At 51.2% G+C, this 16,359-nt stretch carries 17 protein-coding genes and 2 pseudogenes; 14 read left to right on the top strand and 5 right to left on the bottom strand.

Annotated elements, in window-relative coordinates:
* The first annotated feature begins 11 nt into the window (after positions 1-11).
* From DB847_RS15740 to nqrM, 9 genes and pseudogenes are all read left to right on the top strand, one after another.
* Positions 12-323 carry a BolA family protein gene (locus tag DB847_RS15740; RefSeq protein WP_108651550.1) on the top strand — a complete coding sequence of 104 codons (312 nt, stop codon included), beginning with the start codon at positions 12-14 and terminating at the stop codon, positions 321-323.
* Between the two features lie 223 nt (positions 324-546).
* Positions 547-1,890: a Na(+)-translocating NADH-quinone reductase subunit A gene (locus tag DB847_RS15735; protein ID WP_108651549.1), complete on the top strand. Its 1,344-nt coding sequence runs from the start codon at positions 547-549 to the stop codon at positions 1,888-1,890.
* A gap of 2 nt (positions 1,891-1,892) precedes the next feature.
* Positions 1,893-3,135, top strand: a pseudogene (locus DB847_RS15730) (NADH:ubiquinone reductase (Na(+)-transporting) subunit B).
* The gene (locus tag DB847_RS15725) at positions 3,125-3,898 is read left to right on the top strand and encodes a Na(+)-translocating NADH-quinone reductase subunit C (protein ID WP_108651548.1); all 774 of its coding nucleotides are present in this window, start codon (positions 3,125-3,127) and stop codon (positions 3,896-3,898) included. The pseudogene DB847_RS15730 and the gene DB847_RS15725 overlap by 11 nt, the downstream one beginning before the upstream one ends.
* Positions 3,891-4,523, top strand: coding sequence for an NADH:ubiquinone reductase (Na(+)-transporting) subunit D (locus DB847_RS15720; protein ID WP_108651547.1), 633 nt, complete (start codon positions 3,891-3,893; stop codon positions 4,521-4,523). The genes DB847_RS15725 and DB847_RS15720 overlap by 8 nt, the downstream gene beginning before the upstream one ends.
* 3 nt (positions 4,524-4,526) lie before the next feature.
* Positions 4,527-5,123, top strand: coding sequence for an NADH:ubiquinone reductase (Na(+)-transporting) subunit E (nqrE, locus tag DB847_RS15715; RefSeq protein WP_108651546.1), 597 nt, complete (start codon positions 4,527-4,529; stop codon positions 5,121-5,123).
* A gap of 27 nt (positions 5,124-5,150) precedes the next feature.
* Positions 5,151-6,373 (top strand): annotated as a pseudogene (nqrF, locus tag DB847_RS15710) (NADH:ubiquinone reductase (Na(+)-transporting) subunit F).
* Positions 6,374-6,377: 4 nt separating this feature from the next.
* Complete coding sequence (locus tag DB847_RS15705; RefSeq protein WP_108651545.1) at positions 6,378-7,412, top strand: FAD:protein FMN transferase; 1,035 nt, start codon at positions 6,378-6,380, stop codon at positions 7,410-7,412.
* Positions 7,409-7,618, top strand: a complete 210-nt coding sequence (gene nqrM, locus DB847_RS15700; RefSeq protein ID WP_108651544.1) for a (Na+)-NQR maturation NqrM — start codon at positions 7,409-7,411, stop codon at positions 7,616-7,618. Before DB847_RS15705 ends, nqrM begins: the two co-directional genes overlap by 4 nt.
* A 432-nt stretch (positions 7,619-8,050) precedes the next feature.
* Here the strand turns inward: nqrM and DB847_RS15695 are convergent, their stop codons facing one another.
* From DB847_RS15695 to DB847_RS15685, 3 genes are all read right to left on the bottom strand, one after another.
* A complete protein-coding gene (locus DB847_RS15695; RefSeq protein WP_108648954.1) occupies positions 8,051-8,968 on the bottom strand; it encodes an IS5 family transposase in 918 nt (305 codons plus the stop codon).
* Between the two features lie 29 nt (positions 8,969-8,997).
* Positions 8,998-9,426, bottom strand: coding sequence for a hypothetical protein (locus tag DB847_RS15690; protein WP_108651543.1), 429 nt, complete (start codon positions 9,424-9,426; stop codon positions 8,998-9,000).
* Positions 9,427-9,538: 112 nt separating this feature from the next.
* Positions 9,539-10,207, bottom strand: a complete 669-nt coding sequence (locus tag DB847_RS15685) for a hypothetical protein (protein WP_108651542.1) — start codon at positions 10,205-10,207, stop codon at positions 9,539-9,541.
* 361 nt (positions 10,208-10,568) lie between these two features.
* Between DB847_RS15685 and DB847_RS15680 the strand changes: the two genes are divergently transcribed.
* Both DB847_RS15680 and DB847_RS15675 read left to right on the top strand, forming a co-directional pair.
* Positions 10,569-11,171 (top strand): GDSL-type esterase/lipase family protein, encoded by a 603-nt coding sequence (locus tag DB847_RS15680; protein WP_108651541.1) that lies wholly within the window; start codon positions 10,569-10,571, stop codon positions 11,169-11,171.
* Positions 11,172-12,001: 830 nt separating this feature from the next.
* Positions 12,002-12,604: a DUF3369 domain-containing protein gene (locus tag DB847_RS15675; RefSeq protein ID WP_108651540.1), complete on the top strand. Its 603-nt coding sequence runs from the start codon at positions 12,002-12,004 to the stop codon at positions 12,602-12,604.
* Positions 12,605-12,672: 68 nt separating this feature from the next.
* Here DB847_RS15675 and DB847_RS15670 read toward each other — a convergent pair whose 3' ends face one another.
* A complete protein-coding gene (locus DB847_RS15670; RefSeq protein WP_108651539.1) occupies positions 12,673-13,473 on the bottom strand; it encodes an undecaprenyl-diphosphate phosphatase in 801 nt (266 codons plus the stop codon).
* A 186-nt stretch (positions 13,474-13,659) separates the two neighbouring features.
* Between DB847_RS15670 and DB847_RS15665 the strand changes: the two genes are divergently transcribed.
* The gene (locus DB847_RS15665; RefSeq protein WP_108651538.1) at positions 13,660-13,944 is read left to right on the top strand and encodes a late competence development ComFB family protein; all 285 of its coding nucleotides are present in this window, start codon (positions 13,660-13,662) and stop codon (positions 13,942-13,944) included.
* A gap of 74 nt (positions 13,945-14,018) precedes the next feature.
* Here the strand turns inward: DB847_RS15665 and DB847_RS15660 are convergent, their stop codons facing one another.
* The gene (locus DB847_RS15660) at positions 14,019-15,017 is read right to left on the bottom strand and encodes a hypothetical protein (RefSeq protein ID WP_108651537.1); all 999 of its coding nucleotides are present in this window, start codon (positions 15,015-15,017) and stop codon (positions 14,019-14,021) included.
* Positions 15,018-15,184: 167 nt separating this feature from the next.
* Between DB847_RS15660 and DB847_RS15655 the strand changes: the two genes are divergently transcribed.
* The gene (locus tag DB847_RS15655) at positions 15,185-15,895 is read left to right on the top strand and encodes a YciK family oxidoreductase (RefSeq protein WP_234418416.1); all 711 of its coding nucleotides are present in this window, start codon (positions 15,185-15,187) and stop codon (positions 15,893-15,895) included.
* A gap of 57 nt (positions 15,896-15,952) precedes the next feature.
* Positions 15,953-16,339: an SMU1112c/YaeR family gloxylase I-like metalloprotein gene (gloA2, locus tag DB847_RS15650; protein ID WP_108651536.1), complete on the top strand. Its 387-nt coding sequence runs from the start codon at positions 15,953-15,955 to the stop codon at positions 16,337-16,339.
* Positions 16,340-16,359: the final 20 nt, after the last annotated feature.

The following is a 16,359-nucleotide window of genomic DNA, read 5'->3' as shown; positions in this document are numbered from 1 at the left end:
GGAGAATCATAATGTCTGTGCAGCAACAGATCGAACAAAAGTTAACTGAGGCCCTGTCACCCTCCCACCTGGAGGTGATCAATGAGAGCCATATGCATCGGGGACCTGCGGATGCCGAGAGTCACTTTAAGGTGATCATCGTCTCAGAAGCCTTTGCTGGTAAACGGCTACTGGCTCGGCATAAGCAGGTCAATCAGATCCTGGCCGATGAACTAGCCGGGATCATCCATGCCCTGGCGATGCACACCTATACCCAGGAGGAGTGGTTGCGTCAGGGGAGTGCACCCCGAACCCCCTCCTGTGTGGGATCTAAGTTTCAGTGATGCCTAAAGTGGCATACTTTTTGAGGATAACGCCAACGAATATTGGATGATGTGACTGGTTTCACATGGATGCTTTTGCGTGACCGGTGATATTATAAGATACTTTGGATTTAAGCGTTGGTCGCGGCTTGACTGGCACTAGCGTATTTAGCGGGAAAGGAGTCCCAATGGCTCATGTCGCCTCTCCTTCCCGTTTCCACGACATGGCAGTGGATAGGTGAGCATGATTACAATCAAAAAAGGGTTAAACCTTCCGATCTCGGGAGCGCCTGAGCAGGTGGTTCACGAAGGTCCGAAGATTTCAAAAGTGGCAGTGCTTGGCTCGGATTATATAGGGATGCGTCCTACGATGCGGGTCAGAGAGGGGGAGACTGTCCGGCAGGGGCAAGCCCTGTTTGAAGATAAACGAAATCCGGGAGTGATTTTTACTGCACCCGCTTCGGGAAAGGTATTGGAGATCAATCGCGGCGCACAGCGCGCGCTGTTATCCGTGGTGATCGAGGTGGATGAGTCTGATGATGGCTTAGAGTTTGATTCCTACACCCCTGCAGAGCTGGCCTCTCTTGATGAGAGCAAGGCTCGCTCGCAGATGCAAAGCTCTGGGATCTGGTCCGCTCTGAGAACCCGTCCCTACAGTAAAGTTCCAGCAATTGATGCAACCCCAAGGGCGATCTTTGTCACCGCGATGGATTCCAATCCGTTGGCGGCGGATGCCTCCCTCATTATCAAGGAGCATGGTGATGACTTTATCAACGGTATTGCGGTGTTAAGCCGACTGACCGAGGGCAAAGTCCATGTCTGTAAGGATGAACGAAGTCTGCCTCACAGCTCTCTGTCTAATGTTGAGGAGCATGTGTTCACCGGTCCCCACCCCAGTGGCCTGCCCGGGACCCATATCCACTTTATCGATCCGGTCAGCGCTCACAAGACCGCCTGGTATATCAATTATCAGGATGTGATCGCCCTGGGGCAGCTGTTTGTCACAGGAAAGCTCAATCCTGAGCGGATTATTTCGCTGGCTGGCCCTTGTGTGAATCAGCCAAGGCTGGTTCGGACTCGCCTTGGAGCATCGACTACAGAGCTCACCGCCGGAGAGCTGGCCGAGGGAGAGCTGCGAGTGATCTCCGGCTCGGTCCTGTGTGGCCGGCAGGCCAAAGAGGCCGAAGCTTACCTCGGGCGTTATCATCAACAGATCTCAGTCATCGCCGAAGATCGCGAACGAGAGCTGCTCGGCTGGATCGCTCCTGGCTCTAACCGATTCTCCCTAACCCGCTCGTTTTTTGGACATTTTTTCAAGGGGCGTAAATTTAATCTCACCTCCTCGACCCGGGGCAGTGTGCGCTCCATGGTGCCTATCGGCAGCTATGAGAAGGTGATGCCGCTGGATATTCTGCCAACCCTGTTGCTGCGGGACATGTTGTCCGGAGATACGGATGGTGCGCAGAGCCTGGGATGCCTGGAGCTGGATGAAGAGGATCTGGCACTGTGCACCTTTGTGTGTCCCTGCAAAATTGAATATGGACCTGTGTTGCGGGACTGTCTGACCAAGATTGAGCGAGAGGGGTGACGATGAGTTTAAAAAAGGTTTTGGATAAGCTCGAGCACCACTTCGAGCCGGGGGGCCGCTTTGAGCGCTTTTATGCGCTCTATGAAGCGGCGGCCACCATACTCTATACACCGGGAGAGGTCACCCGTGCCGACGCCCATGTGCGTGACAGCATGGATCTCAAGCGGACCATGATTATGGTTTGGCTCTCGGTCTTTCCGGCGATGATCTATGGCTGGTACAACATCGGCCACCAGGGAGTCATCGCCCTGGGTCAGATGTATCCGGATCCTGCGCAGCTTGCGAGCTTTATCAGCAGTCACTGGCACTACTCGCTGGCTCAGGCCCTGGGGGCTGAGATTGGCCCGGGAGCCGGCTGGGGAAGCATGGCGCTGATCGGTGCTATTTTCTTCCTCCCCATCTATATCACAGTGTTTGTGGTCGGTGGCTTCTGGGAAGTGTTGTTTGCCATCGTGCGTCGCCATGAGGTCAACGAGGGCTTCTTTGTGACCTCGATCCTGTTTGCCCTGATAGTTCCGCCCGAACTACCACTGTGGCAGGCGGCCCTTGGGATCACCTTCGGGTAGTGGTGGCCAAGGAGCTGTTTGGCGGAACCGGTAAGAACTTCCTCAATCCGGCATTGGCCGGGCGTGCCTTCCTGTTCTTCGCCTATCCGGCGCAGATCTCGGGTGCAACCGTGTGGACCGCGGTGGATGGCTTCTCCGGCGCTACAGCGCTCAGCCAGTGGCAGGAGGGAGGGCACAGCGCGCTGCTGCATACTGTGACTCAGCAGCCGATCAGCTGGTGGGATGCTTTCATCGGAAACATGCCAGGCTCCATGGGAGAGGTCTCAACCCTGCTGTTGATCCTGGGCGGACTGTTCCTTATCTACCAGGGAATCGCCTCCTGGCGCATCGTCCTGGGGGTGATGATCGGCATGATTGCCTGCTCAACCCTGTTTAATCTCATCGGCTCAGATACCAATAACATGTTTGCCATGCCCTGGTATTGGCACCTGGTGCTGGGGGCTTTGCCTTTGGAATGATGTATATGGCAACCGATCCGGTTTCGGCCTCCTTTACCGATGCCGGGAAGTGGTGGTATGGCGTACTCATCGGTGTGATGGTGGTGCTGATCCGGGTGGTCAATCCGGCATTCCCCGAGGGAATGATGCTGGCCATTTTGTTTGCCAACCTGTTTGCCCCGCTGTTTGATTATTTTGTCACCCAGCGCAATATCAAGCGGAGGATTGCCCGTGGCCAATAAGAAAAAAGAGACCGTCCTTCGAACTTTTGTGGTGATTGGCACCCTGTGCCTGGTGTGTGCCATCGTGGTCTCACTGTCCGCGGTTGGACTGCGCCCGCTGCAAAAAGAGAATAAGGCACTGGATAAGCAGATCAATATCCTGCAGGTTGCTGGTCTGAGCGTGGACAATGTGGCGCAATCTTATCAGCAACATATAGTGGCTAAACTGGTAGATCTCAACACAGGTGACTTTGTCTTCGGAGATGCCAGCACCTATAGTCAGACATCTGCGGCCAAGGATCCCAAGACCAGTATCAAGGTTCCCTCAGCTGAGGATGTTGCCAAGATAGGCCGGCGTGCCAACCTGGCACCCGTGTATCTGGCCCGGGATGATCAGGGCAAACTCAAGGCGATTATTCTGCCAATCCACGGCCAGGGGCTCTGGTCTACCATGTATGCCCTGCTAGCCCTCAAGCCCGATGGCAATACAGTGATGGGGCTTAACTATTACCAGCAGGAGGAGACTCCGGGGCTGGGTGCCGAGGTGGAAAATCCCGCCTGGAAGGCGCAGTGGGTGGGTAAGACCCTGTTTGATAGCAAGGGCGATCTGGTACTGCGGGTGATGAAAAACGCACCTAAGGGTTCGGCTCACGATATCGATGCTTTGTCAGGTGCGACCCTGACATCCGATGGTGTGGAAAATACCTTTAAGTTCTGGATGGGACCTCAAGGCTGGGGACCCTTCCTGGAGAAGGTTCGCAAGGGAGAGATCAACTATGGCTGAAGAAGTCGCGTTGAAAAGAGTGCTGCTCAACCCGGTGATCGGTAATAACCCGATCGCTCTGCAGGTCCTCGGGATCTGCTCGGCACTGGCGGTAACCAGTAAGGTGGAAACGGCCTTTGTGATGAGCCTGTCGGTGATCGCAGTCTGTGCTTTTTCTAACCTGTTCATCTCGCTGATCCGCCACCAGATCCCAAACAGCGTGCGGATCATCGCCCAGATGACCATTATCGCCTCGCTGGTTATCGTGGTTGATGAGATCTTGCGGGCCTATGCCTACGATGTGTCCAAGCAGCTTTCGGTGTTTGTGGGCCTTATCATCACCAACTGTATCGTGATGGGACGTGCCGAGGCGTATGCGATGAAAAGCCCGCCGCTGATGTCCTTCATGGACGGGATAGGCAACGGGCTTGGCTATGGGGTGATCCTGATGGTTGTGGCCAGCATCCGTGAGCTCTTTGGGTCCGGAAGCTGGTTTGGGATCCACCTGTTCACCCTGGTCAAGGATGGCGGCTGGTACGAGTCCAATGGCCTGATGCTGCTCCCCCCCAGTGCATTTTTCATTATCGGATTTTTGATCTGGATTATCCGCATCATGCGGCCCGAGCAGATTGAGCCCAAGGAGTAATCGATGGAACATTATATAAGCCTCTTTATCAGCTCAGTCTTTATTCAGAACCTGGCGCTCTCGTTCTTCCTGGGAATGTGTACCTTCCTGGCGGTGTCCAAGAAGATCAAGACGGCGATTGGCCTTGGGATCGCGGTGACCGTGGTGCAGACAATAGTGGTGCCGCTCAATAACCTCATCTATGTGTATATCCTCAAGGATGGGGCCCTGATCTCCGGGGTGGATCTGAGCTTTCTGAACTTCATCACCTTTATCGGGGTGATTGCGGCCGTGGTGCAGATCCTGGAGATGACCCTGGATAAGTACTTCCCGGCTCTGTACAACGCCCTTGGGATCTTCCTGCCGCTGATCACGGTGAACTGTGCCATCTTCGGTGGCGTCTCCTTCATGGTGCAGCGTGAATACAACTTCACCGAGTCCGTGGTGTACGGATTTGGCAGTGGCCTGGGATGGATGCTGGCCATCGTCCTGATGGCAGGGCTTCGTGAGAAGATGAAGTACTCCGATGTCCCGCCGGGATTGCGCGGGCTTGGGATCACCTTTATCACCGCCGGGCTGATGGCACTGGGCTTTATGTCCTTTTCGGGTGTATCGCTGTAGCAGTTAACAGGGTAGAAGGAATCGGTAATGGAAATAATTTTAGGCGTCGTCATGTTTATCGTGATTGTGCTGATTTTGGTGGCAGTGATCCTGCTGGCCAAGTCCCGGCTGGTGGCCGAGGGGGATGTAACCCTGAGCATCAATGGCGATCCCGAGAAATCAACGACCGCCCAGGCCGGAGGTAAGCTGTTGGGTGCCCTAGCTGCCAACGAGATCTTTATCTCATCGGCTTGCGGTGGCGGTGGCTCCTGTGGCCAGTGCCGGGTGGTGGTCAAGTCCGGGGGCGGAGATATCCTGCCCACCGAGCTGGATCATATCAGTAAGCGCGATGCCCGTAGCGGTACCCGCCTGGCCTGTCAGGTCAATGTGAAGCATGACATGGAGATCGAGCTGCCCGAAGAGATCTTCGGCATTCGTAAATGGCAGTGTGAGGTGGTATCCAATGACAATGTGGCTACCTTCATCAAAGAGCTGGTGCTGAAGATCCCCGATGGTGAATCGGTGCCCTTCAGGGCCGGGGGTTACATCCAGATCGAGGCAGACCCGCACCATGTGAAGTTTGCCGACTTTGATGTGCCCGGTGAGTATCGTGGCGACTGGGAGCATTTTAAGTTCTTCGATCTCGAGTCCAAGGTGGATGAGCATGTGGTGCGAGCCTACTCAATGGCAAACTATCCCGACGAGGAGGGGGTGATCATGCTCAACGTGCGGATCGCTACACCGCCGCCTAATCATCCCAAGATCCCACCGGGACTGATGTCCTCCTACATCTGGAGCCTCAAGCCGGGCGATCAGGTCACCATCTCCGGGCCTTTTGGCGAGTTCTTTGCCAAAGAGACAGATGCCGAGATGGTATTTATCGGCGGGGGTGCCGGGATGGCGCCGATGCGCTCGCACATCTTCGATCAGCTCAAACGCCTTGCGAGTAAGCGTAAGATCACCTTCTGGTATGGTGCCCGCTCCAAGCGTGAGATGTTCTATGTGGAGGACTTCGACAAGCTGGCCGAGGAGTGTGAAAACTTTGAGTGGCATGTGGCCCTTTCGGATCCCCAGCCTGAGGATAACTGGGATGGTTATACCGGCTTCATCCATAACGTGCTCTATGAACAGTATCTCAAGGATCACGAGGCCCCGAGGATTGTGAGTACTATATGTGTGGTCCTCCGGTGATGAACGCCGCGGTGATCCGGATGCTCAAGGATCTCGGAGTCGAGGAAGACAATATCCTGTTGGATGATTTTGGTGGTTAAATAAATGGTGTCTGTGGTAATTCGATGGCTGGCCCTTAGCGGGCTGGCCATTTTGTTGACGGCCTGTCAGGGACAGGCCAAAAAAGAGATCGCCATCAGTGGCCAGACCATGGGGACCTTCTATTCGATTAAGGTAACCGGAGATGGGATCAAGGATCCGGATAAGTTTAAGGCAAAGGTGGATGCACTGCTGGATGAGGTTAATCAGCAGATGTCGACCTTCATTCCGGACTCCGAGCTATCGCGTTTTAATTCATCGAAACAGACCAAGCCATTTGCGGTCTCCGTAGATACCGCCAGGGTGGTGACCCGGGCGATCCAGATCGGACGGATGACCCGGGGAGCGCTGGATGTGACGGTCGGCCCGCTGGTAAACCTGTGGGGCTTTGGTCCGGATAAGCGGCCAACCCAGGTTCCATCGGAGGCTTTAATTGAGCGAACCCGCAAGCGGGTCGGGCTGGGCTTTTTGCATGTGACCACCAGTGTGGAGGGCCAGTACCTGCAAAAGGATATCCCGGGTTTGTATGTGGATCTCTCGGCGATCGCCAAGGGGTTTGGGGTGGATAAGGTGGCCGATTATATCGAGTCCCTCGGAATCGATAACTATTTGGTGGATATCGGTGGCGAGGTTCGGGCCAACGGGGTCAATGGCAAGGGCACCAAGTGGCGGGTAGCGATTGAGAAGCCGGCCAAACGCTGGGGGACGGTTCAGGAGGTGCTTCAGATAGGTGACAATGCCATCGCCACCTCCGGAGACTATCGTAACTTCTACAAGCTTGATGGTAAGACCTTTGCCCACGAGATCAATCCTCTGACCGGCAAGCCCGAGGTCAACAAGATCCTCTCGGTGAGTGTGGTGACCCCCTCCTGCATGGATGCCGATGGTTATGCCACTGCCTTCATGGTGATGGGCGCAAAGCGCACCCTAGCGTTTGCCAAGAAACATAACCTGGCGGTATTTGTGATCGAGCGAACCAAAGATGGGGTTCGGGAGTCTTATAGTCAGGCCTTTAAAAAATATATAGTGAGTCGCGGATGATCTATTTTTTGATCACATTTTTGGTGTTTATCCTGGTGTTTGCGGCGATGGCGATCGGATATATAGTTCAGCGCAAGACGATCAAGGGCTCCTGCGGAGGCCTTGGTTCGATCGGTATCGAGAAGGAGTGTGACTGCCCCGAGCCCTGCGATGCCCGCAAGAAGAAGATGCGGGAGCAGGGGTATCAGGATAATCGAATTCTTTAGTGGGATGGGATACCTTTGAGGTATCCCATCATTTCAATGAATGATGATTACCCGCCGGTGGCGGTTTCAGCTCAGAGAGCAGATGCCCTTCGGGCTGGGGTTTGCAGCTTCGCTGCATAGTGTCGGGGCGCCGACTGCGCCCTACTTTTGTATCGTCAAAAGTAGGCAAAATCTCGCTCCGCGCGATGAGTCCCTCCATCGAGCTGCGCGGCTCGCCATCCATGGCTTGAAATAATTGGATCTTTCAAATTAGCATGTCAGTTATATGATAAATAGTGGAAGTCTAATGTTGCATCTTGTTATGCGCATTACGTGTCATACTCACCACTGTCCCATGGATCGAAAAATGCCATATAATTACCAGGTAAAAGATCTACAGCCCAAATAGGCGTTGTTTCCTAAATCCGAGTCTGATAATTGACTTGTACCCATTCAGGCAGCTTGCTGCCTGACAGGCATACCAAGCCCGATCACTTTGTTTAAAGCTTTAACTCCGGCCAAGGCTTCCCCAACCTGACCGTTATAACAACGTAAGCTCAGCTGTGGAGAATTGAGCTGTTTGTAGCGAGACATTGCTGTTTCTGCTAACGAGCGCTGATGGTAGTCGTTGTCATGCTTCCATTGTGAAAGCTGCCCATTTTTAAGCGCTTCGACAGCTTCATTTCTGGGATGATCTCCTTTCCAGTAAGCTGCATTACTGCGGGGAGGAATCGTTGGTTTACAACCCTTTCTCTGTAACAGTGCATAGCAAGCCTCTGTATCGTATGCACCATCTGCTGAGACTTGCTGTATCTTGCGTCGTAGTGGGTTTAATAAGGTCGGCAACACCTCGTTATCTCCAACACTATCAAGGCTGACCTCGGCTGCTATGATTTCATGAGTTTGAGCATCAACAGCCAGGTGGAGCTTGCGCCAAACTCGGCGCTTTTCTTTTCCGTGCTTGCGCATTTTCCACTCTCCCTCACCGTGGATTTTGAGCCCTGTCCCATCAACGACCACGTGAGCAACAGGGCCTCGGCTGGGGCGGCGATATTTTATCTCAACGGTCTTCGCTCGTTTGCTGATACAGCTATAAGTCGGTGACTTAAGAGGAACATTCATGAGCTGAAAGACCGAATCAAGGAATCCTTGCAACCCCCTCAGTGGAAGGCTGAATACTCCTTTGAGCATCAACGCGGTTTCGATAGCGGTATCACTGAACGTGAAGCCTCTTCCTCTGTCGCCATGGTGCTCCTGACAATGCCAGTTTTTGACTGCATTCTCATCCAACCAGAAGGTGATCGAGCCACGCTTTACCAATGCTTTATTGTATTGAGACCAGTTCTTGATTTTGCCGTTGGATTTACCCATTTGAAGCTTCCCATCATGACGATGGGAGATCAGATCTTGCTCAAACCAAAAGGTTCCATCGATTTAGGAAACAACGCCGCCCAAATATCACCTGCGTATTCTGGCTCCCGAGCAATTAATCCGAAGTTTGTATCATTGTACTTTACACAAAAAGGCTTAACTTCAATTCTTTGATAATTTACGTTACCAAGACTCTCAAGCCTTGAATAATACTTCTCCCTTGCATCATCATCAGAAAAAAATCCCCTTGGACCTAACGCTTCAATTTCAGAATCGACAAGGTTTCCTTTTTCATCAAACTTGAATAGTGCTATATATTCGCAACCTTTTTTTCCTTGTGAATCTGGCTCGAATGGGTTTGTTAGAAAAAATTGAAGGCCATCTGGAGTAACACCGATATGTTTTGCATAATACTCATCATGATTTATGGCAATTAATTCTGGTTTGATTTCACTCATACTCAATCCTTTCTAGTACATAATACAGGAAAATCAGCCTGAAAGCCTTGTACGTAATTCTGCCTGAAATTTAAATGACAGGTCAGTGGAACCATTGCAGGATTATAAAAATTCATTTGAACTTCACCACGCAGGATGGACCTTGTTTATGCTCATTAAACTTTACTCTTATAGGGCTCTGAATATATTCTGGTTTATCTGAGAATATTCCATTAAGCCGAATGCCGTATAGTTCAACTTGTATTCCGATCGTCCTCTCATTTTTTTCTAGTGGCGCGATAGATACAGACTCCTTTATTTGGAAGTCTTCTTGTATTTCCATTGTTGTTTCTAGATGAAGATAGTGCTTAATCGAAGTGTCTGAATATACTAGCTTCGCCAATTCTCCTTTGTCTATTGCCGATTCATATTTGAAGAACTCAGCTAATCCCAAGTAGGTTTTTATTATCCAACGATTGAGGCGATCACAATTGATGATTCTGGAATGTAAACTGAATTTTCTTGCATTTGAATTTTTTCTCTTCAGTGAGAGCTCTAAACAATATTTAAGAGATTCACCATAATGAATTGCTTCATCATCATATATGGAAAGTCTTTCATTGTGCCTTTTACAAAGGCAGTTTCTTGTGAGAGATGCCTTAGCAATCTCTTTGCTAGTTCCACCAAGGAAAGGTGCACTTTCAACGTAAAGCATCTTATCGCTGAAAAGCCCCTTTGATATATAGTGCTCACTAGACTGCGTATTACAGCAGGGAGATACGTTTTTCGCCCAACACTTCATGTTCTTCCCTAGAGTTTAACTGCTTATTAGGTTGAATTTAGTATAAGTTCAGCACTGGGTTGCCGCTTTTGTATAGGATATTTGCATAATATTACTATAATATCAACTCGTTACAGCGGTGCGAGAGGTTTTTGCTCTGTTAAAAGCGAGAATTGTATTTCTCATAAATACGCAGAATAAGATAGAAAGAATAAATTTCATTTACCTTCTCAATCTTTGGCATGTAGTGGGTTGTTCTTTCTTTAACTCACAGATCAGCTAAGGCGACAAAGTGATGTCAGCTCTCATGCATCTAAAGTCGGGTGGCGACGACATATCTGTTAGACTGCACTGAGTAAATTTCTCAGGGAATCGGACTTATATGAAAAAAATTCTTTGTTACGGTGATTCTAATGTTTGGGGATATATCACCGGTGGAAGTCGCTTTGCTGAAAGCGTGCGCTGGCCCGGTCTGCTGGGGCAGAAACTGGGTGAGGATTACCAGGTGATTGAAGAGGGGCTTAATGGCCGAAACACCGGGGTCGAAGAGCCAGGGATGCCGGGGCTTAATGGATATGATACCTTGCCCGCGGTGCTTGCTCAACACGGCTTATTGGACAAGGTGATCCTGATGCTTGGCACCAATGATTTAAGCGATCACTTGGGGCGCAGTGCCAGCGATATCGTCAATAGTATGGAGTCCCTCATTCGCTGTATTCAGCAAACAGTGGTTCCGTTTCCTCAGATCATCCTGGTTTCTCCCCCCAGGATTTTAGATTTTGCGCTACAGGCAGGCTTTAGTGCTGCACCGGAAAAACTACCCGCACTGCGTCAGGGTTATCGTGAGCTGGCCGAGCGTTATCAAGGATTGTATTTGGATGCGGCCATAATATGCACCGGCTATGCAGAGGATGGTGTTCATCTCGACCCACTGAGCCATAGTCAGCTGGCAGAGGCCCTGTTTGGGCTCATCAAGGCAAGCTGAGTTACAAGTTTGTCGGTGCTCAGTTAACACTCTCGAAACATCCGGAGGGAAATATGTCAACTATCGGTGGCTTAATATGCTGTTTAATTGCATAATTAGACAGTTGAATGTAGGGTGAGAGTGTAGTAGCACCTGTATTCCACTGCAAACTCATGATGTTGTTGAGCGTTATCAAATTGCAGAGAGTAGCATCAGAGGTACTTGTTTGCCGTTGAAACAATGTCTGATTTGGAGGTGATTTATGCTCGTAACCGATATGATCATGATGATAAGCCTAGCTGTCATTGTCGCTGTATTTACCCTCTATTTTATACTCGGGTACTAACCCCTGATACTTGAGAATGGTAGAAGTTTTCTCCCAGTTAGGATTGACTCCCCTGGTGATCCTTCTTCTTAACTGTATCTTTGTTATTATCGCGAGATGACCAGGCATCACAGCAGGGGATAAAAATTCATCTGTTATGCGATGAATTGAGTCAGTTATCTCCTCTAAGAAATCGCCAGCCCAGTGTCCGTTGCATTTCAGCGGAATTTGAACCAGGCCTCCTCCTTATCATTTTTGAGACTTTGATTACTTTTGACGATACAAAAGTAATGTGCTGTCGGCAGCTAACGCCCTCCCTGGCTACCGCGGCATTCGAGCATCCATACTCTCATCACATCCCGACATTTCCGTGGCCTGGCCACAGATAGAAGAGCCATCCGCAGGATAGAAAGAGTTGCAGCTGGGAACTTTAGCGGCTGCCAGTCAGCACCGGCATATCGGGCAGAGCTGCAATTATGATGAGTTCATCTATGCTTATAGTTGAATTCAGCCAAGAGTCACAGCCATGGTCGATGATGATATCTCACCCACTGACAAGATGAGTGATAGCTCTGCCCAGAGCGATACTGATGAGCGCTGGAAGATCCTGGTGGTCGATGATGAGGTTGATATTCACCACCTTACCCGGATGGTGATTAAAAATAAGGTGTTTTTCGGTAAGGGGCTTGAGCTGTTAGAGGCAAACTCTGGACAAGAGGCCCGTGAGCTTCTCAGGCAACACTCCGACATCGCCTTAATCTTGTTGGATGTGGTGATGGAAACCGAACATGAGGGGCTGGAGGTTGCCCGATATACCCGTGAAGATCTCAATAACAGATTAACCCGGATCATACTGCGTACCGGTCAGCCCGGGATCACCCCCGAGGTGGATACAGTGATCCACTACGATATCAATGACTACAAGCAAAAATCTGAGCTGACTGCGGAAAGGTTGATTGTCTCCATCTATACCGCGCTGCGCTGTTATCGGGATATGAAGGCGATTGAGGATACCAAGGAGCATCTCAAGCAGCTCATCTATTCGACCAGTGAGATCTATCATGAGCAGGCGATGCAGCGCTTTACTAAGGATGTACTGGAGCAGCTGCTAGCTCAGCTTCAGAAGTAACCCTGAATCTCTGCCACAGTATTTTCCGCCAAGGCGTGTCCGCCTTGCTCTGCACTTGCCGATAATCCTCAGATCAGCAAAAACACCACCAGTCCAGCTCCCAGCAGCAATCGATAGATCACAAAGGGCAGCATTCCCACCCGGGTCACCCATTTCAAAAAGAGATGGATACAGGCGTAGGCGCTGACAAATGAGACCAACATCCCGATGCCAAAAAAGGAGTAGTTGATGGGAGCAGCCTGGGTAAAGAGTTTAAGGCCAAGGTAGCTTCCGGCCAGCAAGATGATCGGAATCGACATCAAAAATGAAAAGCGTGCCGCCGCCTCCCGGGTCAGCCCCAGTTGCAGGCCGGCAGTCATGGTGATCCCGGAGCGTGAGGTGCCGGGGATCACGGCCAGTGCTTGGGCAATCCCTATATAGAGAGCCTGCTTCCAGCAGACCTGATGCTCATCTTTACTGCGGCTGCCCTTTTTATCGGCCCACCATAGCAGGAGTCCAAACACTATAGTGGTGGCGGCGATTACCCAGGCTGAGCGCAAATAGAGCTCAATGATATCCTTCATCAGCAGACCAAATATACAGGCAGGGATGGTGGCCAGCACTATCATCCAGGCAAGTCGTGAGTCCTGGTTGTGCTGTCTCTTAAAAATGGATCCCAGCCAGGCCTTGAGCAGGATGATGAGTTCTTTTCGAAAATAGAGAATGACAGCCAGTAGGGTACCCAGGTGAACGGCTACATCAAAGGCCAGCCCCTGATCTTCCCACCCAAGAAGCTGTGAGGGCAGGATCAGGTGGGCGGAGCTTGAGATGGGAAGAAACTCGGTCAATCCCTGAATCAACGCTAACGAAAATGCCTCAAAGTGGCCCATAGACGATCCTTCATATCCTGATTGAGTAGGGGTTACATAACGCCCTAAGTGGGCTGTGCAGAGCAAAACATAGCAGACAATCATGCCGGGTGTATAGAGTGTCAGATGCTGGTAAATGCAGTAGTTCGGGAGCGAACGGGTCTATCTCAGGCTATTCTTTAGGTAAGCGTCTTAGGAGTCCTCACCATGAAGCTAGATGTTGATATTCATAACCTATATGAACAGTTGGTGGTTCAGCATGTGCATGATATTGAGCTTGATGAGATCAAAGATCCGGAGTATCTGGCGGATCTGTGCTGCATTACCCTGAATATCCTTACCCCGCGTTATATTCGCGATGATGTCGATGCTTTTTCTCATCTGAGTGATGAGGATTTTCTGATGATGCAGGCCAAGGTGGCCGAGGCTGTTGAGAAGGCCCGGGCACAACTGGTGGATGATAAGCGTCAGGAGCAGCGCGACAGAGACTGATCCCCGGTCGGATGAAAACAAGCGGGCCACCTGAAGGCGGCCCGCTTGCTGTCTGTGGTGAGGCTTGCGAGCGTTTAGCCTTGCATCATCAGGCTATCCACACTGGCTTTGATCTGCTGCTGCTCAGTGGGCCAGTGGGTGTCAGTAGCACTGGCAGTTGCCATATACATTCTGAAGTAGCTGATCACCATCTTGAGATAGTAGTGAGTGGTGATTCCCTGGCGCGTTTGCTGATAACTCAGGGTAAAGCTATGGTCATTGAGGTTGGTGAGAGTGAACTTACCGAGTTTTGCTTGTTGTTGCTGTGCCAGCTGAGTCAGTTGTTGCTCAATGGTTTGACTCACCCTGTCGCGGACTTTGACCGGCTCACTGACCAGGGCATCGGCATAACTTTGTGGGGTCTTGATCCCCTGAACCACCAGGGAGCTACTTGAACTGAACTCATCCGGGTGGGGGAGGTACATGGCTAACAGCGGAGAGAAACGCTGCATTTCCCCCGCTTCCCCCAATGGCAGGATGCTAAATTTACTCTTGTTAAACACCAGTTGTCCGGATTGCGGAGGAGCGCTTTCACCTGGGCTAAAGCTATTGAAGCTCTTGAGCAGTGTCTTTCCATAGTGTTGCCACTGGCGGGCTGTGGCCATGACCATTAGGATATACAGGTTATCGCCGCGCTGAACACCCCGTACAAAACCACGAAACGGCTGGGTGCCCGAGGTGGCATCAAAGCTCATCAGCACTGAGTTTGGTAGCTCTTTCATTACTTTACTGCGGCTTATTTGGATCCCCTTCGCCTGAACCTTGTTCCAGTAGAGCTGAGTCCGCTTGGCGATCGACTGTTTGGAGTCATGGTCTTGCTCAATCATAAACAGATCCAGGGTCGGATTCAGACCATGGCCCAGCGGCAGCTGCATCTTGAGAAGCTGGTAGCTTTGATTTGTGACTGGCTGTTCCAGAGGCTTGATCTGAAATCCGTATTGATTTGGGGTCGGTGGAGGAGGGACTGTGGCACAGGCCGCCAGTAGTGAGAGCAGAGTACAAAGCGCCACGGCGCGTAACAGGCGATAAACCATCAATCGATCCTAATTGAAAGCTGAAGCAGGGCTGACTATTGTCCCATGGAGAAGAACAACTGCCAATCACAACAATTTATTAACCGGTACACTGTTGCTGCTGCGGGGCATTCAGTACAATGTGTCTCCATTTGGGTTAGTTGAGCCCGCCTTTAGAGGAGTAACAGATGCACGATTACCAGATCCCTCCCAAGCTGTTAGCCAATCGTTATATCGGGATCACCGGCCCCACCGAGGGGATCGGTCGCCAGCTGGCATTTTCTGTGCGTGAAGCAGATGGGATCCCGGTACTGCTGGGACGCTCTGCAGCTAAGCTTGAGGCATTGGCTCAAGAGCTTTCCCAAGCTTATGGGCTTGAGGTCATCTACGAGCTGATCGATTTCTCCCTGGCAACCCCCGAGATTTGTCAGCAGCTTGCTGAACGGCTGATGCATCGGATCCCCCGCCTGGATGGTTTGCTGCATAATGCGGGGGTTTTGGGGGAGCTTATCCTCCTGGAGGATACTTCGGAGCAGCAGTGGGATCTGCTGATGCAGGTAAATCTTAAATCTCAGTTTCTGCTGACCCAGGCTTTGTTACCCTTAATGAGAAAGGCTAATAGCGCTTCACTGATCTTTACCTCATCCGGGGTAGGACAGCAGGGCAGAGCCTTGTGGGGGACCTATGCCATCTCTAAGTTTGCGACCGAAGGGATGATGCAGACCTGGGCCGAGGAGCTTGCCAGTGAATCGATACGGGTGAACTGTATTAACCCGGGAGCGACCCGAACCGGGATGCGAGCCTCGGCAAAGCCTGATGAGGACCCGCAAACCCTGCGTACTCCGCTGGATATTATGCCAACATACCTTTATCTGCTGGGGCTGATAGTGTCGGGGTGACCGGACAGTCACTCAAGGCTCAGCCGGATCGCTAATCACCTTTTATCTGGAGCTGTGATGCAGTTAAAAAAAATCCATCATGTGGCGATCATCGCCTCTGATTACCAACGCTCTAAGGCGTTTTATTGTGATATTCTGGGACTCGAGATCCTTGCTGAGAATTATCGAGCCGAGCGCGACTCATATAAACTGGATCTGGCTCTGTCCGGAGACTACCAGATTGAGCTGTTTTCATTTCCTGATCCGCCCAGACGGATCAATGGGCCTGAGGCTGCTGGACTGCGCCATCTTGCCTTCGCCGTCGATGATCTTGATGCCGCGACTGAGAGCCTGAAGCAGCAGGGAATAGAGGTTGAGCCGATCCGGGTTGATGAGTTTACCGGCAAGCGTTTTTGCTTTTTCCGGGATCCGGACCAGTTACCGCTTGAGCTTTACGAGGAATAGCCTAATTTAACCAGGGAGGG

The sequence above is a fragment of the Dongshaea marina genome (assembly GCF_003072645.1).
GTDB lineage: Bacteria > Pseudomonadota > Gammaproteobacteria > Enterobacterales > Aeromonadaceae > Dongshaea > Dongshaea marina.
Note: the sequence above shows the minus strand (reverse complement) of the source record. Positions and strands in the feature narration are given on the sequence as shown.